Consider the following 20,414-nt stretch of genomic DNA (forward strand, 5'->3'; position numbering starts at 1 on the left):
TAAGAGACAGGACAAGTAGTGTCCAAAGTGTTAGTAGTTTGAGATTCTGTAAAATTAGTAGGTCGCACCTGCTAATGCTGCTAATGTCAGCAAATGATAAATGTTTCAAAAGTTCAAGGTTAAATGATAATAAGCCGGTCGGACCTGCTTAATGCCAGTGATGAATCTCAAATGCAGACAAATGGTAATTTGTTCAAAAGTTTAAGGTTAAACACTCAATTTCTTTCCCCGCATGAGAAAGAATAAAGGGGGAAACTTTCGGAATCACCCTAATCTAACCTCACCCGTCAAAAAGAGAGGAATTGAGGATAAGGTTTCTTCCATCAATGGCAATGGGTTAAATTAAAACCTCACTTCAACTCTATCAGGTCAGACCTGTTTTATATATGAAATTCTACAATGTCTTTATCTTTTAAGATATGGGTGCGTTCGACACGCTGGCCATGATATTTGTCTCCATCCCAAAGCCGAGCAAATTTCAGATTTTTGGCAAAATCTTTGTGTAAAGTTTTACCAGCATCTAATATTGTGCTACCACTTTTGATTATGACTGGCTCAGTTAAATCAGGTGGTTTTCCCGGCGGTTTGGTATATACGCGAATTATATCAAGACTTTTAAAAATTTTTGCCTTTAAGTCTTCTAATCCTTCATAGGTCTTTGTTGACACCGGCACAATTGGTAAATCACATATCATCTCTTTAATAATTTCGATGCCTAAAAGGGCATTAGGTTCGTCAGTCTTATTAGCAACAACAATCATTGGCTTAGTAGATATTGGCGAATCTGAACTTGGGATAATGTTGGTATCCTTTAGTCGTTTGATGCAGATTTCTGTAGATTCGACCAAATCATCCGCAACTGCATCAATGACAAATACCGTGGAATCGGCGCTTCGAAGAATATGAAAATACCACGGTGGGCTGTCTTCGGTTAAAGGTGGACAATCAATTAATTGGATCTGAATGTCTTCATAAATCATCATGCCCGCAATTGGTGTTGTCGTCGTAAAAGGATAAGGTGCGATCTCAGTAGAGGCATTAGTTAATATCTTTACAATTGAAGATTTTCCCACATTGGGCGCACCAAAAACCGCCACCTGACCTGCACCTTGTTTTTCAATATGATACCAAACTGCCCGACGAGTTTGCGATTTCTGATTTTGTTCTTTTCTTAATTTAGATAACCGGGATTTTATTTCAGCCTGAAGTTTTTCTGTGCCTTTATGTTTAGGAATTAGTGCCAGCATTTCTTGAAGATAAACAATTTTCTCTTCGGTGGTTTTAGCATTACGGAATCGTTTTTCGGCTTCAAGGTATTGTGGCGTTAAATTTGCTGGCATATAATATATATACACTGATTATATAAGTTGTCAAGATAGATATATAAAATTGCCAATAGTTAATGAACCTTAAAAGATAATAGCTTCCCTGTGCACTTTGGGCTCTGGGGCAAAAAACTTTTTAGAGTTCATTCTTTTCTAACTTGACAAATACATTTTTATTGATATATATTGAGAAGTGAAGATTATTGCTGGAACTCTTAAAGGCAAACGGCTTATATATCCTAAGGGAATCTTACGACCGACAACTGACAAGATTCGTGGTGCAATCTTTAATATCATTGAAGCCAATTTTCCTGATATTATAGACCAAGCGAAGATGTGTGACATTTTTGCTGGTACTGGAGCAGTTGGAATTGAAGCACTTTCTCGGGGAGCGACATTTGTTACATTCATTGAAAGCAATCGAAAAATTGTCAGTTATTTAAGAAAGAACCTAACCGGATTAGAAGATAAATCTCAAGTTATTGTCGGAGATGCTTTGCAGATATTACCGAAATTAAAAATGGAAAAGTTTAATCTTATTTTTTTAGACCCACCATATGATGTCGGATTAGTCGAGCCAATCATCAAAAAGATAATTAAATATGAATTATTAGACAAGAAAGGCATTATTATTATTGAGCATTCAAAAAAGGAAGAATTTGCGATACCAGAAGGCATTGATTTATTTAAAAGAAAAAATTATAATGATACGGTAATATCAATTTTAAGGAGCAGTTATGAAAAAAGCAGTCTTTCCAGGTAGTTTTGACCCAATTACTAATGGTCATATTGATGTGGTCAAACGGGCATTGAAAATTTTTGACAAAATAATTATTGCAGTGGCAAAACGCGAAGAGAAATCGCCGATTTTCACAATGTCAGAACGCGAACAACTGATAAAGAAAGTCCTCGGAAAGATGTCTCGCGTAGAAATAAAATCATTCGACGGTCTGTTAGTAGATTTTGTTAGAAAAGAGAAAGCCTGTGCAATCATCCGAGGCTTAAGGACAATTTCCGATTTTGATTATGAATTTCAGATGGCCTTAACAAACCGCAAAATCGCGCCAGAAATCGAAACTATTTTCTTTTTAGCCTCTGAACAATATGCTTATTTATCGGCAACTTTAATTAAGGAAATTGGCCGTATGGGTGGAAACCTGAAAGATTTTGTGCCTAAACCAGTTATCCTCGCATTGGAGAAAAGACTAAAAGAAAAAAGACTGAAATTTTAATATCTTTTCTACGAAATCATATCGTTGAGTAATGTTTAGAACCAAACCTATCAATAATGCGATAGTATAGTAATAAATGAAGTTTGTTGACCAAGTAGTCATAAATGTGTTTGCCGGTGATGGTGGAGATGGTTGTATTTCCTTTCGTCGCGAAAAGTTTGTTCCCCGAGGTGGTCCTAATGGTGGTGACGGTGGAAATGGTGGTTCAGTATATTTAATTGGTCAAAAAGACCTGACGACGCTTGCGGATTTAGAATATCATGTAACTTATCGAGCGCAACGGGGAATGCACGGTAAAGGTAAAAATCAGCATGGTAAAGATGGCACAGATACTTTTATTCCGGTTCCATTAGGCACTGATGTTTTTGATGCAGAAACTGAGGAAAAACTTGGCGAAATTCTTGAGCATAATCAAAAACTGCTTGTTGCCAAAGGTGGAAGAGGTGGCAGAGGTAATGCCTCATTTGTTAGTTCAACCAATCGAGCACCGCGTATAAGGGAAAAAGGAGAGCCGGGAGAGAAACGAAAATTAAAATTAATTCTGCGATTAATTGCTGATATTGGTTTGGTTGGTTTGCCCAATGCGGGTAAATCGACACTATTATCCAAAATAACCTCAGCACATCCGAAAATTGCTGATTATCCATTTACCACTTTATCACCCAATTTAGGTGTGCTTAAATCCCAAGAACAGATAATTACTGTTGCTGATATGCCAGGTATAATTGAAGGTGCTTCTGGGGGTAAAGGTTTGGGTTTAGTCTTCTTAAGACATATTGAACGGACAAAGATTATAATTTATGTCATTGACATCAGTAGACCTGACCCGATAGAAGACTTAAAAACAATCCAGAAAGAGATTTATAATTACAATCCGGAAATACTTACAAAAGAACAAATTATTGTATTTAACAAGACTGATTTGCTCAAGAAAATACCCAAGTTTGCTACTGCTTTACCAAGTTTTTACATATCCTGTCTAACGGGCGAAGGAGTGAATAGTTTCTTAAGTTATCTTTCTGAGAAATACCTTACACCGGCTTAATTAGTGCTAAACAATGATAATAAAATCAGGAATCATAGTTAAATTAAGCGAATGAACCGACTGTTTATTGATTTATACGAGATACCTCGGATGACCGAGGCGAAACTTAAAAATCTCCTGCAAAAATTCCTGAAACCAGAAGCAATTTTTGATGCAGCAATTTCTGATTTATTAACGGTCAAAGGTATTGATAATGAAATTGCTTCAGCAATTAAGAACTATCAGCGTTCCCAGGAGACCGCAGAAAAATATAAGATAGCGGAAAGGTTAGGAGTTAAAATAATCTCGTATCTTGATGCCGAGTACCCGAAAAATCTTAAGACAATTGAGCATGCGCCTCCTGTCTTATTTATTCGCGGAGAAATAAGACTGGAGGATGAAAAAGCGATTGCAATTGTTGGTACCCGGCGACCAACACCTTATGGCAAGATGGTTGCAGAAAAGTTTAGTAGCGAATTAGCAAGTATTGGTATTACCATTGTTAGTGGATTAGCTCGAGGAATTGATACAATAGCACATCAATCCGCACTTAAAGTTCAAGGACGAACATTAGCTGTGCTTGGCTGTGGTATTGATGTCTATTATCCACCAGAAAATAAACAACTGTATGATAAGATTGCCCAAAATGGCGCAATAATTTCTGAATTCAATTTCGGCACAACGCCATTTGCTATGAACTTTCCCAAACGCAATCGAATTATTAGTGGTCTTTCTTTAGGAGTGCTGGCAATAGAAGCACCATCGGATTCAGGAGTATTAAATACCGTAACTTGGGCAACAGAACAAGGTAGAGACGTCTTTGCCGTTCCTGGAGCCATTGACAAGCAAACAAGCGCCGGCACAAATCAATTAATCAAACAAGGGGCCAAACCAGTCACTACTATTGAGGATATATGTGAAGAGTTAAAAATTACTTTAGATAAAAAAGAAAAGAGCGAAATACCAGTTAATGAAAAAGAAAAGAAGATTTTAGAGATACTTAACTCAGACCCACTTTACTCCGACCAAATTGCGGATTTATTAAATGAACCGATTTCTGAAGTCTTAGTCCAATTGTTATCACTGGAAATTAAAGGACTAATCAAACAACTTCCAGGAAATAAATATATTAAAACTTTCTAAATTGTTTTTCGTAAGTTGCTTGTATGGGGCTAGGCCTGGGCTAGGGTTGGGTTAGGTCAAAGTCAGACTATTCCTAACCGAATGATAGGAAAGTCTTATCTTATATGTGGCAGAGAAGTTCGCATATGGGTTAGCGGTTTATACCTTTTATTGACTTTAATATTTACCTCATTAGTCTTGATAGATGCAATTTAAGCAAAAAGTCTTCTGTAGGAAATAACGGCTTTTATCCTAAGATGGATGCTAAAATCACTGGCCTAAGTCAAATAACTTAATTGCCTAAGAATAGAATGAATATTCTTGTCTCAGTTCCGACTAACCATCTTAAAATCAAAATGATAAATATAAGAAATTTTACAGGTTCTATTTTTGAGGATTCTAATTTCTCTAACTCTATTTTAGATAAAGTGCGACTCTTTATTTATTGGACTATTAGTTTTATTTCTTTCTGGTATCTTTTATCAATATAACGTATGAAGTAAATACCTTTGGTTAAATTATCTGTAGATAGTATTGTAGTATAATTACCTTTATTATGATGTTCGTCAATAATGGTTTTGATTAATTGTCCATTTATATTGTAGAGTTTAATTGAAACTTCGCCGGCAATTGGAACAGTATATTGAATTGTAGTTAGTTTATTAAAAGGATTAGGACTAATCTCAAGATGGAATTTTAAGTTTGAGATACTTCTCTCAGTTGCGATATTTGGATAAGTAGATGGTTTTGTCGTAAATATGTCTTGGGCGCCGATTGTGTAGCACCAGAAATCAGGTTGCTTATTACCGACTAAGAGCCAGATTTTACCTCCGGCATAAGCCATTGCTGAACCGGTTTTAGGTGCGTGCTTCTTGTCAAATACTGGAAGCCGGTCTTTTATTTCCCAAATGCCTGGATTACCAGGTGTATATTTCCAAAAGACATCAGTGCCACCACCTTTGATGGCATAGATGGCATTGTCATCAGATGCTATTGCCGCCCCATCTTTGACCAATACTTTGGTTTTGTATTGTCCAAAGACCATATTGGGTAAAGGCATTGATTCTAAGTCACTCCAACTATTGGTTGTCGGGTTATAAACAAAGAATAAGTTATAATTATCGCCACCTTTAAGTGCATAGATTTTGCTATTGAGTTCGGTTATACAACTGCCGGCTTTCCACGGTTTATAATTTGAACCTAAATGAACTCCGGCCTTGATTGTCCAGGTGCTTTCAGCAATATTATAAGCATAGAAATTGGTTTGGTCGGTTGGTCTATGACCACCAACCAAAAGATAGACAAAGTTATTATGATAGGCAAGCGATGTTCCACTCTTAGGCGCTTTTGGCGATGGTAAATAAGGTAATTGAGTCCAAGTGTGAGAAGGAATATCATAACACCAGAATTCCCAGGTGCCATTACCTCTAACTGCATAAATTTTACTTATTCCATCATAACATAGGGCAGAACCTTTGCCAATAAATTTTTTGTTGATTGTCGTAGGGTCAACACCGGTCTCGGGACGAAATTTGAAACCGAAAGGTATTGATTCAACTGTTTCCCATCCTGATTTTGTGTGGATAGAGTATCGCCTAAATATATTGGTTTTAGTTCCAATAAATGCATATAGATATTCGTCACCGGTACCGACTAAGGCGCCACCATCTTTGATTGCATTGAATATTGCTGGAGATAAATTAGAATTAACTGGTTCTTTTTGTGACCACCCAGGAGTTTCAGCGATTATAATAAGAGTCCATTCGGACGAGAAGTTGCTCCAATTACCGGCTTCATCCCGAGCACGAACCTTCCACTGGTAAGTTCCAGAAGATAGTTGTGATGCCGAATAGGTCGTTTCACTTATGTTTACATTAATTACTTCTTGTTGGTTTTTTAAGACAACTAAATTATAAAGGACCGCTTCAGATATTAAACGCCAGAAAAATCTTGGGCTTGGGTTATTACTACTTGAGCCGTTAGGTGGTAAAATTTGAGTTGGTATTGCCGGTGGTATATAATCACCGATGGAAAAGTAATAAGTCATTCGATCATTGCTTAAGTTTTGGTCGTTAGTGAGTTTAGTTCGTATCTTGATTGTACAGCCTTCAATTATTGTTGGGGTCCATGAAGGAAAATTAACTCGCACCGTGTCATAGGGATTAATTGATGTAATGGTCTGGGTATTGGAATAACGATATGTCCCATTAGCATTAACAATTGAGCAGATGACTTGAAAATTAGATTGAGAGATATTACCATAATTTCTAAGTCGGACTTTTGGTTGTAAAGGAGTACTTACTTGATGTGAAGTATTCGGATAGATAATTGCTTCAACTCCAACATCATTAATTTTGACAAACGGAACAAATCCTATACTACTAATATCATCAACATACCAACCAGGTCGTACTACGCCGCCGTCACTGCCAAAATGCCATCGTAAAAAGAAACGCTGCCCAATATTTACAGGCAGAGTAAATTGCTCTTCAGTCCAAACAGTATCTATTCCACTATAGCAAGATTCGCCTGCAATACCATAAGTTGTAGTATAGGCAACGCCATCGTAACCACCAATCGGACGGATTAAAATCCAAGTATTACCACTATCAGTTGAAATCTTAACATTTCCTCCATCCCAGGCACGACCAGGATAATAACTGCTTAATTCTATGTTATACCAATGCCAAAATTTTAGAATCGGATTATTTTGAGTGGCAATAAATTCTTTACTGGTCAATTTCCAATCCGCGTTGTTTGCATAATTTCCATTAAGCACAGTTGCCCAAAGTTTTGAGCCTGAATGCGAAGAATTAGGTCCAGATGTTGGAATTCCCCATTCCCAAGCCGACGAACTGGGATTGGCTGAATAATTTCCGTTATTAATTTCAAAATCTTCAAGATAAGGTTCAATTAATAATGAAAAATTCAGCGTATCAATATAAACTCCAGAAATAACAATGAGAGAAAATTGTACACTTGTTCCTGCGGGTGCATAAGGACTAACTGTTACTGTATAAGGGTCAGCAGAATTAGTTGCTGAATTGTTGGGTTGGATTGTGCCAAAATTTCCCATAGAGTCATTAATTGTAATGTAGGTTGAGTTTGTCTTTAATTTTGAACTGACATTGGTTGCACTCGCACCACCAATATTTTTTATCATTACAATCAAATTAGCAGTTTCACCGATATTCAAAATATCATTACCATTACCACCTGTAACTGCAACACTCTGATAGATTAAATCTGGAGCATAGACTGTAACGCTTAAATTTGACGTCCAGTTATTGCTATTAATATCATAAAATTTTAGCGTAAGGTTTACAATATGTCCATTGGGACAATTATTCGTTGGTCGAAATTGAAAATAGGGATTTGATATTGCTGAGTCATTACTGGCAATATTTCCAAACCAACTGGAATCTCTGACCATTGTGATATACGGGCTAGTTTCTGATAACTTACCATAAATGCCTTGGCCGGTCATCCCGCCTGTGTTTTTCGCATAAACGCCATAATTAATTAATTCACCCGGATTGATTTGAGCATTATTATTAGAATCATTAAGGACTGTCTTAGTCGCAATAATGTATGCTGAAGAACCGGCCACAATTGGCACTGATGCCATATAACGATAATAATTTACCTTAGTGACCGTAACTTTCATTGTATTACCAGGTGCTTGGGGAGAAATTGGAATTGATACCGGATTCCCGGTGCCTAAGGCAACTCCAATAATCTCATTATTTACTGTCAGAGCAATTATAGAACCTTCGTTAGCCGTAACGGAAAAACTAGTGGCATTTGCTGGTAGGGTTGATGCATGGCTCACGGTCAAATTTTGGGGAACTTGAGAATATAATGGATTGAAGACATCGCCATGATGATGAAATAAATTATAAGTGATGACTTTATCTGAAGTATTGTAGGGCCAACTTGACGATTGTAAGAAATATTTACCATAACTCATTGCGGCGCAAGGATAAAGAGTTGCGGTTGGTGTAATGTCGGATGCAGGATAATCAGGCATAAATTGCTGCCACATACAATCATACATACCCCAGACATAGCAGTCATTAACAAATGAATAAGAAACTTGACTGGCGGCATTAACACCTAAAGCACCGCTTAAGGTATTATTATATGTATAACGATGAAACTTCTCAGTAAAGACTTCACTCGCATAGTCATATCGTCCAGTTAAACAATTATGAGAATTGACAAAAATTAATTTGTCATTTGTTAAATTGCTAATATCAGAATTGGTGTAAGCAGGTTCGCCCCAACCAGTTTCTCCGCCGTGGTCTCGATGTTGTAATAAAAATGCACCATTATTAATTGCCTGAGTAATCAATGTGTTATTACCGTTATTCCACCAACTGGAACCATTCGGATTAGTTGTTGATGGTAACCAACCAAGATTATAGAAATAATTAACCACAGTTGAAGTATTGGTCGCAGTTGACCAAACTCCACCAGCCGTTGGTGTGCCCGAATAAATTGCATACAAACGCACTGGGTTTTTACTTAATCCATTTATCATAAAGCCACGAATAACTTCACCACACAATTGAAACCATCTTTCAGTCTGCCAAGCCGCACAAATAATAGGATTATAAAAACTCGCATTGGAGTAAGGTGCTCGCTCATAACTAAGAAATTTTCTTATCATAATACTTAATTGCGATTCATTCTGCGCACATATTCGACCATGATACATATCTGGTAAATTATCACCGGTTATGTCTGCATACCAATTATCCATAATATAGGTTCCTTGATAAGGGTGAGTTAAACGATAGGAGGTAATACCATAAGTTTTTCCAGAATTTTCATAATCGGATAAGAGTAAGAATCCTACAGGTCGGGGGTTCCAAGTGTTATAAGCATTAGTCAAAAAATTCTTGATTGCAGTTGTGGTATTACCGCCGATTTGGGTTAGATTATATACGACAGTAGAAATTCCTTGTAATTTGCGCCAGACTTTGATGGTTTCAGCCCAAGCAATAAATGCTGGGTCATCAGGAACAATGATAATATATTCCGCACCATTTCTTCCACTTTTATCTTGAGTTCGACACCGCGCAAAATATTCATCATAGTCAAATGCTGGCAGGGAATTATAGTTTAACAGATGTCCTTGCAGAATTGGTTCCCAATAAGGATTACGCAATAACGGTTCCCCAAAACGACCATTGCCACCAATAAAATCTATTCTAACTCTAATATCTTTATAAACAATTAACTCCTTGGTTATTGGGTTATATTGAAAAGGTGTAATTCCTAATATCACACAATCAACACCCCGAATTTGCATTGGCTCAGAAAGTTTTACCGGCGAATCTGGGTAATATTCATTTTTACCATAAATCTCCATATTCTTGACATAGCGCAATGGCGAAGTATCAGTTTCTAAAGGTATTTTAGGTGCTGGGGCAACTTCGATGTTATGATAAACTTCTTTGCGAGTTTCAATGATTGTGGCTTTAGCAGTTGCACCTTGAGGTATTGCAATATAACGACCAGTGCCTTGAAGACTGGGTGCACCTTCATCATTGGGCAGAAATATTCCTGGCACACCATAAGTTTTCATTGGCATACCGTCAACTTCTATTTCTTCTACAACCATCCGGAGCATACTGAAAATAATTTCTACTCCGGCATCTGAAGTTGAGATAATATTAAATAAATGATTTTTGCCTAAATTATCAGAAAAATTTACAACTTCGGAAGTTGCGGAGACAACTGAAGAAAAAATAAGAAAATAAAATAATATTCTTCTCATTCTGCCTCCTTGGCAGGATTTGTTAAATAAAAGATAAATGTTCACTAAAAAATTATACATTATGATTTATTTTCCGTCAACAATTGGGTAAGAGAATTTTGTAGAAGTGTTCAGGAGATCACACCTATATTCGGTAGTTGCGACTCAGTATCAGGTAAGGCCCGAAAAAGATATTAGAAATATTTAGTGATTTTCAAAGATACCAGATTCAATTTATTATACTGAAGAATTGTTCTACTCAGTATACTCAATGGCACGAAAATATTTATCCAGAGTTGTCCTTTCCTTTTCGGCGACGAATTAAGAGTTTTTTAAGGTCTTGCCACTTCATCGCATTAATAACATCTTGTTTTTCTAACCAGGCACGACGAGCAACTCCAATTCCAAAGCGCATCCAGTTTAAATCAAGTACACCGTGGGCATCTGTGTTAATTGCTAATTTGATACCCATTTCTTTTGCCCGTCTTGCCCATATATCATTCAAGTCAAGTCGATTCGGATAAGCATTGATTTCTAATATCTTCTCGTATTTTTGAGCATGTTCTAAAACTTTTTCTAAATCGACATCGTAGCCTTCCCGTTTGTTTATCAATCTGCCGGTTGGATGTGCAATAATATCAACATAAGGATTTTCAATTGCCGAACAGATTCTTTCAGTTACATTCTGTTTGAAGCCCTGATGGATGGCTGCAAGGACAATATCCAGATTACTTAAAACTCGGTCAGAAAAATCAAGTTTGCCTGATTTTAATATATCTACTTCAACACCCTTTAGAATCTTAATCTTTTTATATTTATCTTGGACTTTATCAATCTCGTCCCATTGCATTTTTAAATGGTCTTCAGAAAGTCCACCCGCATATTGAGCCGTTTTCGAGTGGTCGGTAATCGCGATATATTCATAACCGAGTTTTATACCGGCTTGAACAATGTCTTCTATTGATGCAGCACCATCAGAATAGTTAGAATGAACTTGTAAATCGCCTCTGATTTCATCATAACCGATTAATTTTGGTAACTTATTGGCTAAAGCGGCTTCAATTTCCCCCCGGTCTTCGCGTATTTCCGGCGGTATCCATAATAATCCTAATATTTTGTAAACTTCTTCTTCGGTTTTTCCTGCTAAATATTTTTCATTTCGATAAACACCATATTCTGATAACTTAAGTCCTTTTTCTTTGGCTAAACTGCGAAGTTTGATATTGTGCTCTTTAGAGCCGGTAAAATATTGTAATGCTGAACCATAAGATTTTGGCTCAACAAATCGAACATCAACTTGAATTGCTTCTTCACCCGAACCGATAATGACCGAACCTTTAGTGCTACCTGAAGCAAGGACTTGTGTAACTTCAGGCATTTTAGTAAAGTAGTCGATTATTTTATCACCATCTTTACCGGTGACTAATATATCAATGTCGCCAATGGTTTCTTTCATTCTTCGTAACGACCCAGAGGGCGAAATATCAAGAATGCCCGGTGCTTTTTTCAAATAATCAACTACCATTTCTGCAATCTGAAGAGCAGTATCAATCGGAATACGCTTTTGACCTTGTTCGTAGAGGATAATCCCTTTACGTATATTATCAACTTTCTTTTCACCCATACGAAAGAGTTTTGCTAAAGACCCATCTTCGATGACTTTTTTCAAATCTGATAAATTTTTTACACCTAATTTCTCATTTGCCAATTTTAGTGTCTTCGGACCTAAATTTTGGATATTAAGTAACTCCAGTAATTCTTGCGGAATACCTTGCATTGCTTCTTGGAACTTTTTCATTTTGCCGGTTTTTAGATATTCATCTATTTTTTTAGCAATACCTTCGCCAATGCCTGGAATATCTCTTAATTTTCCTTCTTTATTTAGGACCTCAATATCTTCAGATAATTCTTCTATGATTCGTGCTGCTTTTCGATATGCCAGCACACGAAACACTTGCTCGCCTTTAAATTCTAAGGCATCAGCAATTCTATCAAAAATATTGGCAATTTCTTTATTCTTCATTATGGTATTTGCCTTCGAGACTCAAAGGACTCAGAATAAAAACCATGGAATTTTAGTTTTATTTGGATGGAATAGAAAAATTTTTGATTTCTATTAATCATTATGCTTTTCGAATTTTGCTTTTTGAACTTATTATTCGCACTTCCTTATTTCCTTTAATAACTTCACCAATTATTTTCGCATTTGGTATTCTTCGGACAATTTTATCAACATTGTTTGGACGCACAAATAATATCATTCCAATGCCCATATTAAAGACACGATACATTTCTTGATTTGTAATATTACCGTATTTTTGAATTAAGGTAAAGATTTTCGGAATTTGCCATGTGTCTTGATAAATTATGCAAGATAATTTCTTAGGTAACAACCGCTCAAGATTTTCAAAAAACCCACCTCCAGTAATATGAGCAATACCAGCAATATAAGAGAGAAGGGGGTAGACTTGTTTTAAGTATGAACGATGTGTTTTTAATAATAACTCGCCTAATGGTTGACTTAATCCTGGAAGTTTAGTATTTATAGTAAATTTATTATCTGTGAAGAATATTTTTCTTGCTAAAGAATAGCCATTTGTATGGAGTCCTGAAGATGGAAGACCGATTAATTTATCACCGACTTTAATCTTTTTGCCATCAATAATTTTATCTTTGTCAACAATACCGACAATAAATCCAACCAGATCGTATTCGCCTTTCTTATACATTCCAGGCATCATTGCAGTTTCCCCCCCAATTAAAGCACAATTATTTTTTCTACAACCATTAGTCAATCCGCTAACAACTTCTTCAATTACTGTTGAATTGACTTCACTATAAGCGATATAATCTAAAAAAAATAAAGGTTTAGCACCTAAGGTTAAAATGTCATTAACACAGTGATTAACCAAATCCTCGCCAACGGTGTTATGTTTATTCATCATTTGAGCAATGTTTAGTTTTGTGCCAACTCCATCACAACTGGCAACTAAAACCGTTGAACCTCTTGTGTAATCCGTTCTTCGTGATAAGTCGTATAGTCCGCCAAACAATCCAATTTCGGATAAAACTTGAGATGAAAAAGTCTTTTTGGCTAATGATTTGATTCGTAATTTGATTTTTGAAGTTTTGTTTATATCCACGCCAGCTTTTTTATATGCTTGAGCAACTTTTTCCATAATGTACAATTTAATCAAAATGATACAAAATGTCAATCAGAATTATTTGAGAGTTCGGAAAAAGTCAAGTTTTGTCTCTTAATATCCTAAAAGTTAGCGGACATTGTTCTTATTTTGTTGTCTTTTCTCCGATACGGATACGTGCCGCCAGTTAGTCCCAAGGCGCTTTTTCAGAACATTCTTACTTAAAGTTAACATTACACCCATCTATTGACTTTTTATAGAAATATTGTAAAATTGTTAACTATGATTATAAAAATGCGAAGATGGAGCAAAATATTATTTATTATTGTTGCCGCTACTTTTATTGGCGGATTTTTAATGAGTGAATTATGGCAAATGCTACGTAGCACATCTGGTCAAGGGATGCTCGCAAAAGGTATCGTGGGAAAAGTCGGTAAGAAAAAGATAACCCTTAATGAATATCGCAACGCTTTTAATTATTTCTTAAATAAATACCAAATCGAAAAGAAAATTCGAGACCTATCACAACAGGATTTTGAGAATATTCAACAACAGACCTGGCAATACCTAACCACTGAAAAATCTTGGCAGGACATTTTGAAAAAAACTAAAATAAAAATTACTGAACCGGAAATTATTGAAATTATCAAATCGAATCCTCCCCCTGAGATTCAAAATAATCCCGAGTTTTATACGGATGGCAAGTTTAATTACGAAAAGTATCAACAGTATATGTTTGCTCCGGAAAATCGAGTCCAATTAACTCTATATGCACAAGAACTGGCTGATGCCTTACCCAAAGAAAAATTCCGGCTTGATGTTTTAAACAGTTATCGCGTGACTAGTGGTGAAATTAACGATGCTATGGAGAAAGAGAATACAAGTATTAAAGTTACCTTTCTTTATTTTAGTAACAAAGTTTTAACCGAAAAATATACACCAACTGAAGATGAACTTAAAAAGTACTATGCAAAGAACAAAAGCAAGTATGAAAGAAAAGAGTCGTATCGAGTGAAAAGTGTATTCTTTCCTTTAACTATTACTTCCCGAGATTCATTAGATGCCCAAAGGCAAATTGAAGATGCCTATGAACTCACTAAAACTGAAGAGTTCAATATTTTGATTCGAGATTTTTCGGAAAATCCAACTGATACTACTGCCCGATGGATAAAAATAAAAGAATTGGATTCAATTTCCCAAAATGCACTTCGCAAACTGACAAATGATTCTGTTACGCCACCAATACTTACTTCAACTGGTTGGCAAATTATTAAAGTAGTTGCTAAAGCAAAAGACAGTGTGAAAATTCAAAAGATAACCAAGTCTATAAAAATTACCCGAGAGACTGAAACTGCATTATTGGATAGCATCAATGCTTTCTTAGACCGCGCTCGAACAGAAAATTTTGATACACTATGTCAGCAATACGGACTATTCTTAAGGGAAATGCCACCAATGACCAAAGACCGGCTTGGTTTTCCTGGCATTTTGAGTCAGAATCAATTTAAGGAATTTGTACTAAAATCTAAACCAGGGGCAGTCAGTAAACCTCTGAAAGGTCGAGGTGGTTATTACATTTTCCAATATATCGGAAAAGAGCCTAAATCAATTCAACCATTTGATAAAGTCAAAAGTTCGATTGAATGGACAGTAAGAAGAGAAAAAGAAAAGGATTTGATAAAAAAATATGCTGAGGAAATTATGGAAAAGGTTAAGAATCGTGTACCTCTCGAATCAATTGTTCGCACTGAAAGTTTAATAGACCTAAGAACTGAGGAATTCAATTCATTTAAAGAATGCCGAAACCGACGGGGTTCAGAATTTGCCGGTACTGCTTATGCTTTGAATCCGGGTGAAGTTTATGGAGTATTATCAACCGATGCAGGAGCATTTATCATACGCTGTGATGAACGAAGAAATAATGCAACTTTTAACCCGGACAGTTATCGAGAGAATCGAGTCACAGAAGTTGGCAATCAAATTTTCCAAGATGCGACGAGGATGCCGGAAATTCTTGATTTTCGTGACGCAACATTCTTTTAATATCATCCAAATATAATATTTTTGTGAGTTCTCTTGTTTTCAAAATAATAATAGAATAGATTTGCCCATTAGAATAAATATTTCAATGCAAATTTGCCTTGACAATTTAGAAAATTTGGTTATTCTATAGCAATGGTCCCATCGTCTAGTGGTTTAGGACATCACTCTTTCAAGGTGAAGACACGGGTTCGACTCCCGTTGGGACCGCGTAAAACTCGTTGACAATTTTACAAATAAGATATATTATTTTTAGATAAATGCGGGAGTAGCTCAGCTGGTAGAGCATCACCTTGCCAAGGTGAGGGTCGCGAGTTCAAATCTCGTCTCCCGCTTTAAATTTATTCTAGTGAAATAGTGTATGGCGGCATAGCCAAGTAGCCAAGGCGGCGGTCTGCAAAACCGCTATTCATGGGTGCAAGTCCCATTGCCGCCTTTATTTATGCTAATACTCAAAGATTGGATGATTAATCTGCGATATTCTAATAAAACAGAAGCCGGGATGGCGGAACATGGTAGACGCAAGGGACTTAAAATCCCTCGGTCGTTTTCGACTGTGCCGGTTCGATTCCGGCTCCCGGCATTATATAAGATAAAATTAATAATTTGTTATTTCTATTCCTCAAATACAATAATTAGTTGTGTGTCGGGTCGTTAGCTCAGGTGGCAGAGCACCGGATTTTTAATCCGGTGGCCGCAGGTTCGAATCCTGCACGACCCAGTTTTATATTCAAAAATTATCATAAATAACCGATGGTAAAATGGAACTAAAATCAGTAAAAATAAGAAAACCTGATGATACTAATATCATTTTGGGTCAATCACATTTTATAAAAACAGTAGAAGATATTTACGAGACTTTAGTTAGTTCTGTACCAGGAATAAAATTTGGAATTGCTTTTTGTGAGTCATCTGGTCCTTGTTTAGTCCGTAGTGATGGTAATGATACTGAGTTAATGAAACTTGCTGAAGAGAATGCTTATAATATCAGTTGCGGGCACTCGTTTATTATAATAATGAGAAGCGCATACCCAATTAATGTACTTAATGCGATAAAATCAGTGCCGGAGGTTTGTTCGATATTCTGTGCAACCGCAAATCCATTAGAAGTGATTATTGCTGAAACCGAACAGGGAAGAGGAATTTTAGGGGTAATTGATGGCGAAAAAACGAAAGGTATTGAGATGGACAAAGATAAACAAGAGCGTAAAGAATTTTTAAGACAAATTGGATATAAAAAATAGTCTTGCGTGTTATTTTTTAGATTAAATTCACTACTCGTTTCAAAGGACTTTTCCCCTCAGAATTGTATAATTTAAGTTCGTAATAATTTCTGTGCTGATTTTTTAATCAGGATAATAATGGAGAATGGAGGCGGCGGGAATCGAACCCGCGTCCGAAGCGTTCGAAGTTTGAGTTCTACATAGTTAGTTATTCTTTGAATCTCATTGGTCTTTTCGCCGAATAACAGGCAAAGACCAACCAGTCTTGTTAATATATCCAGTTCTAACTACAAGACAGAGTTAGAACTTTAATCACCCTAATCGACCCTATTCCTATCCCGGGTGAAATGATAGGATAGAGTGGCGCCTTTAATTAGGCAGCCATTGCATAGCTGTTATTGGCAGCTGTAATTTCTTCAGTTTTTTACGAGATACTGAAGAAACTCGCTATGCCCTCAAACTTCTCAGTCACTTCGTCGAAACCATACGCCCCCGAAGTAACTGAATAACTATAATAATATAAGATACGATTAGAATATTGTCAAGGACAATTTTTTGAAGCCTTCTGAATCAGTCATCGTATTGAGATTTAGAAAATATAAATTTTAGCATAACAATAGATAATCTCATAGTTGTATCTTTGTCTTTGACATTAAGGATACATTTAGTAATAGATGAATATGACTTTTTTTTCAAAGTTGTGAACCATTACATTTTATTTCTATTTTTGTGTCCCATGTATTTTTTTGACATTTTTTGAAAGACTTAATCTTAAGTTACTTGACATCGTGTTTAATTTAAGCAAAATGTTAATATGGCAGATACGATATATCAATATTTTGTCCAATCAGTAGTTAATTATCCTAAACGAACTGCCTTGATGTATAAAAAGCAAGGTAAGTATCAGAAAATAACCTACAAAGAATTAAGTGATTTTATTAATACAGTTGCATTTCATTTACAACAATTAGGTGTTAAAAAAGGTGATACGGTGGGAATTTATTCATATAATAGACCTGAATGGGTAATGGCAGATTTAGCAACTCTTAAATTGGGTGCAATTGTTGTCCCAATCTATCATGTTTTGTCGCCGTTTTATGTGAAATATATTATTAATGATGCTAAAATTAAAATATTGTTTGTGGAAAATAAGACTCTTTTTGATAATGTTAATAGCATTATAGAGGATACACCTTCAATTGAAAAATTGATTCTGTTTGATGATACCGGAATAACAACTAAAAAGAGTTTTATTAAATTCTCGGATATGACTAAATCTGGTAATGATGTAAAAGAAGCGAATGGTTCATCTAATGATATTGCAACCATTGTTTATACTTCAGGAACAACCGCTGAACCGAAAGGAGCGGTGCTTACGCATCATAATATTATTTCAAATGCGGTTTCAGCAATAAAATTATTTGATATTAATTGTAAAGATGTGATAATGTCTTATCTACCCCTTTCCCATATGTTTGAACGGACTGCGGGATATTATGTGATGATTTTTGCCGGCGCAACAATTGGCTATGCGGAAAATTTCACCACGATTGTTCAAGATGTTGCGAAAATTAAACCGACGGTTTTAATAACATTACCCCGTGTTTTGGAAAAAGCATATCAATCAATAGCAGAAAAAGTTAATGCCAGTTCTAAAATTACAAAGTCTTTAGTCTATGCTGCAATTGGGGTTCTTAATAAATATACAAATCGGAAATACAAGAAATTACCGATTCCGCGGTCGCTAAAAATAAAACGATTTATTTACGATATGTTAGTAGCAAAGAAATTCAGAAAGATTGCCGGTGGTAGATTGAGATTATTAGTTTCAGGTGGTGCACCGCTGGATAGAAGGATTGCTAAAATTTTTCAGATTGTTGGAATTAACATCTGTGAAGGTTATGGTCTAACTGAAACATCACCGGTTATTAGTGCTTGTACTCCAAAAGATAACCGATTGGGCACAGTGGGAAAAATATTTCCCGGAGTGCAAGTAAAAATTGGAGAAAACGACGAGATTTTAGTTAAAGGACCGAATGTTATGCTGGGCTATCATAATAAACCTGAAGAGACCGCTAAAGCCATTGATAAAGACGGCTGGTTTCATACCGGTGACCAAGGTAAATTTGACGAGTTCGGGAATTTAATTATTACGGGAAGACTTAAAGAACTGATAGTCACATCTTATGGTAAAAAGATTCCGCCAATTCCAATTGAAGAAAAGTTATGCAAAAGCAAATATATTGAGCAGGCGGTGTTATATGGTGATAAGAAGAATTTTATCATTGCGTTGATTGTGCCTAAGCAAAAAGCAGTGGAAGATTATGCTAAAAGTAATTCAATCGTTTATCAAAAATATCCAGAACTATTACGTAGAAATGAGATTAAAAGTTTATTCAGATGGGAGATTGATATTGCATGTAAAGATTTAGCACCATATGAGAAAATAAAAGCATTTGCCTTGATAACTGAAAGTTTCACAATTGAAAATGGGTTGCTTACACCAACATTGAAATTGCGAAGAAGTAAAATCTTTGAGAAATATCATAGTTTAATTGAAGAAACTTACGAGAAAGCAAGTAAAGAAGCATTTCGGATATAGAATTTATAAACAATGTAAAGAATTTTGAGTAATTCTTTTCAATTTATACAATTATCTCATTTGTCCCAATAAAATTCTATTAGGATTGATTTAATAAGGTAGTGTATAATATTTTTTGTGTAAATTTAGATTTGATGTGTTAAAGATAGAAATAAAAATAACTTGACATTTTATCACTTTTTGATATAATTAAGTAGATGTAATTGCGGAGGGTATTATGACAAAACTAAAATTAATACTCTCAAGCTTTTTCCACCCTGACTCTTTTACTGATGACTTCAGTTTCCTATGCTCAATGGTTAGAAACGACAATTTATCTTCCAGACAGTTTGAGTGGTATATCAAATCCCCAATCTTTTGCTTTTAATGCAACAAATAATAAGATTTATGTTGGTGGTTCAGCAGGTAATTGGGTAATTGTAATCAATGGTGCGACCAATCAAAAGATTGCTAGCGTGCCAACTGGAAGTAATATCAGCGCACTTTGTTGGAATTCAATAAATAATAAGGTCTATTCGGCGAATTATAGTAGTATGTCCGTTACTGTAATTGACAGCTTTACTAATCAAGTAATTACTAATATTGCAGTTGAAGCCGACCCGGCGAATCGGATATAAGTTGCCAATTTGGGAAATTACAGTATCTCAGTTATTCGAGATGCAATGACTGACGTATCAGAACTAACATCGGGTATAATAAACCAAAAACTGGAAATAAATCCGAATCCAGCAAGAAAATATTTTACGATTTGCGGACGGCGTTCTATTGACCGCATAAGGATTTATGATATTACAGGAAGAGTAGTAAAAGAAGAAAAGTTCAAAAGTTCAAAGGGTGAGAAAGAACCAAAAGTCTCGTTGGATGGAATTAAGAATGGTGTATACTTTATAAAAGCAGACAACTCTAATCAAACTGTAAAAATTATTATCACAAGATAGG

General features: G+C 35.7%; 13 protein-coding genes, 5 tRNA genes and 1 other RNA gene. 14 read left to right on the plus strand and 5 right to left on the minus strand.

From position 1 onward, the window contains the following. Positions 1-380 precede the first annotated feature (380 nt). Positions 381-1,340: a 50S ribosome-binding GTPase gene (locus N2201_03555; GenBank protein MCX7785293.1), complete on the minus strand. Its 960-nt coding sequence runs from the start codon at positions 1,338-1,340 to the stop codon at positions 381-383. Positions 1,341-1,518: 178 nt separating this feature from the next. Between N2201_03555 and rsmD the strand changes: the two genes are divergently transcribed. From rsmD to dprA, 4 genes are all read left to right on the plus strand, one after another. Continuing rightward, positions 1,519-2,088: a 16S rRNA (guanine(966)-N(2))-methyltransferase RsmD gene (gene rsmD, locus N2201_03560; GenBank protein MCX7785294.1), complete on the plus strand. Its 570-nt coding sequence runs from the start codon at positions 1,519-1,521 to the stop codon at positions 2,086-2,088. Beyond that, entirely contained in the window at positions 2,063-2,557 is a 495-nt protein-coding gene (gene coaD / locus N2201_03565) for a pantetheine-phosphate adenylyltransferase (protein MCX7785295.1), read from the plus strand. Before rsmD ends, coaD begins: the two co-directional genes overlap by 26 nt. A gap of 76 nt (positions 2,558-2,633) precedes the next feature. Further along, positions 2,634-3,602, plus strand: coding sequence for a GTPase ObgE (obgE, locus tag N2201_03570; GenBank protein MCX7785296.1), 969 nt, complete (start codon positions 2,634-2,636; stop codon positions 3,600-3,602). Positions 3,603-3,653: 51 nt separating this feature from the next. Next, positions 3,654-4,724 (plus strand): DNA-processing protein DprA, encoded by a 1,071-nt coding sequence (gene dprA, locus N2201_03575; protein ID MCX7785297.1) that lies wholly within the window; start codon positions 3,654-3,656, stop codon positions 4,722-4,724. A 421-nt stretch (positions 4,725-5,145) separates the two neighbouring features. On the opposite strand, the gene N2201_03580 is transcribed toward dprA, so the two are convergent. The 3 genes from N2201_03580 to purM all read right to left on the minus strand — a co-directional run bounded on the left by N2201_03580 (position 5,146) and on the right by purM (position 13,646). Next, positions 5,146-10,488, minus strand: a complete 5,343-nt coding sequence (locus N2201_03580; protein MCX7785298.1) for a C25 family cysteine peptidase — start codon at positions 10,486-10,488, stop codon at positions 5,146-5,148. A gap of 265 nt (positions 10,489-10,753) precedes the next feature. Next, a complete protein-coding gene (gene polX / locus N2201_03585) occupies positions 10,754-12,490 on the minus strand; it encodes a DNA polymerase/3'-5' exonuclease PolX (protein MCX7785299.1) in 1,737 nt (578 codons plus the stop codon). A gap of 100 nt (positions 12,491-12,590) precedes the next feature. Next, positions 12,591-13,646, minus strand: coding sequence for a phosphoribosylformylglycinamidine cyclo-ligase (gene purM / locus N2201_03590; protein ID MCX7785300.1), 1,056 nt, complete (start codon positions 13,644-13,646; stop codon positions 12,591-12,593). 246 nt (positions 13,647-13,892) lie between these two features. On the opposite strand from purM, the gene N2201_03595 reads away from it, so the two are divergent. The 7 genes from N2201_03595 (at position 13,893) to N2201_03625 (ending at position 16,894) form a co-directional block, all read left to right on the plus strand. Continuing rightward, positions 13,893-15,653 (plus strand): peptidyl-prolyl cis-trans isomerase, encoded by a 1,761-nt coding sequence (locus N2201_03595; protein MCX7785301.1) that lies wholly within the window; start codon positions 13,893-13,895, stop codon positions 15,651-15,653. Positions 15,654-15,787: 134 nt separating this feature from the next. Next, positions 15,788-15,860 (plus strand) — tRNA-Glu (locus tag N2201_03600). A 52-nt stretch (positions 15,861-15,912) separates the two neighbouring features. Next, positions 15,913-15,985: transfer RNA gene (locus tag N2201_03605), tRNA-Gly, on the plus strand. Positions 15,986-16,013: 28 nt separating this feature from the next. Beyond that, positions 16,014-16,086: transfer RNA gene (locus tag N2201_03610), tRNA-Cys, on the plus strand. Between the two features lie 60 nt (positions 16,087-16,146). Then, positions 16,147-16,233, plus strand: a tRNA-Leu gene (locus N2201_03615). A gap of 65 nt (positions 16,234-16,298) precedes the next feature. Then, positions 16,299-16,371: transfer RNA gene (locus N2201_03620), tRNA-Lys, on the plus strand. A 40-nt stretch (positions 16,372-16,411) separates the two neighbouring features. Next, positions 16,412-16,894 (plus strand): adenosine-specific kinase, encoded by a 483-nt coding sequence (locus N2201_03625; GenBank protein MCX7785302.1) that lies wholly within the window; start codon positions 16,412-16,414, stop codon positions 16,892-16,894. Between the two features lie 122 nt (positions 16,895-17,016). On the opposite strand, the gene ssrA is transcribed toward N2201_03625, so the two are convergent. Further along, positions 17,017-17,367, minus strand: a transfer-messenger RNA (tmRNA) gene (gene ssrA, locus N2201_03630). A gap of 320 nt (positions 17,368-17,687) precedes the next feature. On the opposite strand from ssrA, the gene N2201_03635 reads away from it, so the two are divergent. The 3 genes from N2201_03635 to N2201_03645 all read left to right on the plus strand — a co-directional run bounded on the left by N2201_03635 (position 17,688) and on the right by N2201_03645 (position 20,413). Further along, a complete protein-coding gene (locus N2201_03635; GenBank protein MCX7785303.1) occupies positions 17,688-19,475 on the plus strand; it encodes a long-chain fatty acid--CoA ligase in 1,788 nt (595 codons plus the stop codon). Positions 19,476-19,747: 272 nt separating this feature from the next. Further along, positions 19,748-20,092 (plus strand): hypothetical protein, encoded by a 345-nt coding sequence (locus tag N2201_03640; GenBank protein ID MCX7785304.1) that lies wholly within the window; start codon positions 19,748-19,750, stop codon positions 20,090-20,092. A gap of 45 nt (positions 20,093-20,137) precedes the next feature. Continuing rightward, positions 20,138-20,413, plus strand: a complete 276-nt coding sequence (locus tag N2201_03645) for a T9SS type A sorting domain-containing protein (protein ID MCX7785305.1) — start codon at positions 20,138-20,140, stop codon at positions 20,411-20,413. Position 20,414 lies beyond the last annotated feature (1 nt).

It is taken from the genome of candidate division WOR-3 bacterium (assembly GCA_026418155.1).
Lineage (GTDB): Bacteria > Hydrothermota > Tepidihabitantia > Tepidihabitantales > CAIPLT01 > JAOABV01.

Excerpts from the sequence above, each read along its gene's own strand:
- coaD (MCX7785295.1), top strand. The coding sequence starts at position 2,063 with ATGAAAAAAGCAGTCTTTCCAGGTAGTTTTGACCCAATTACTAATGGT.
- N2201_03645 (MCX7785305.1), top strand. The coding sequence starts at position 20,138 with ATGACTGACGTATCAGAACTAACATCGGGTATAATAAACCAAAAACTG.
- N2201_03640 (MCX7785304.1), top strand. The coding sequence starts at position 19,748 with ATGACTTCAGTTTCCTATGCTCAATGGTTAGAAACGACAATTTATCTT.
- purM (MCX7785300.1), bottom strand. The coding sequence starts at position 13,646 with ATGGAAAAAGTTGCTCAAGCATATAAAAAAGCTGGCGTGGATATAAAC.
- polX (MCX7785299.1), bottom strand. The coding sequence starts at position 12,490 with ATGAAGAATAAAGAAATTGCCAATATTTTTGATAGAATTGCTGATGCC.
- dprA (MCX7785297.1), top strand. The coding sequence starts at position 3,654 with ATGAACCGACTGTTTATTGATTTATACGAGATACCTCGGATGACCGAG.
- N2201_03635 (MCX7785303.1), top strand. The coding sequence starts at position 17,688 with ATGGCAGATACGATATATCAATATTTTGTCCAATCAGTAGTTAATTAT.
- N2201_03580 (MCX7785298.1), bottom strand. The coding sequence starts at position 10,488 with ATGAGAAGAATATTATTTTATTTTCTTATTTTTTCTTCAGTTGTCTCC.
- N2201_03555 (MCX7785293.1), bottom strand. The coding sequence starts at position 1,340 with ATGCCAGCAAATTTAACGCCACAATACCTTGAAGCCGAAAAACGATTC.
- obgE (MCX7785296.1), top strand. The coding sequence starts at position 2,634 with ATGAAGTTTGTTGACCAAGTAGTCATAAATGTGTTTGCCGGTGATGGT.
- N2201_03625 (MCX7785302.1), top strand. The coding sequence starts at position 16,412 with ATGGAACTAAAATCAGTAAAAATAAGAAAACCTGATGATACTAATATC.
- N2201_03595 (MCX7785301.1), top strand. The coding sequence starts at position 13,893 with ATGATTATAAAAATGCGAAGATGGAGCAAAATATTATTTATTATTGTT.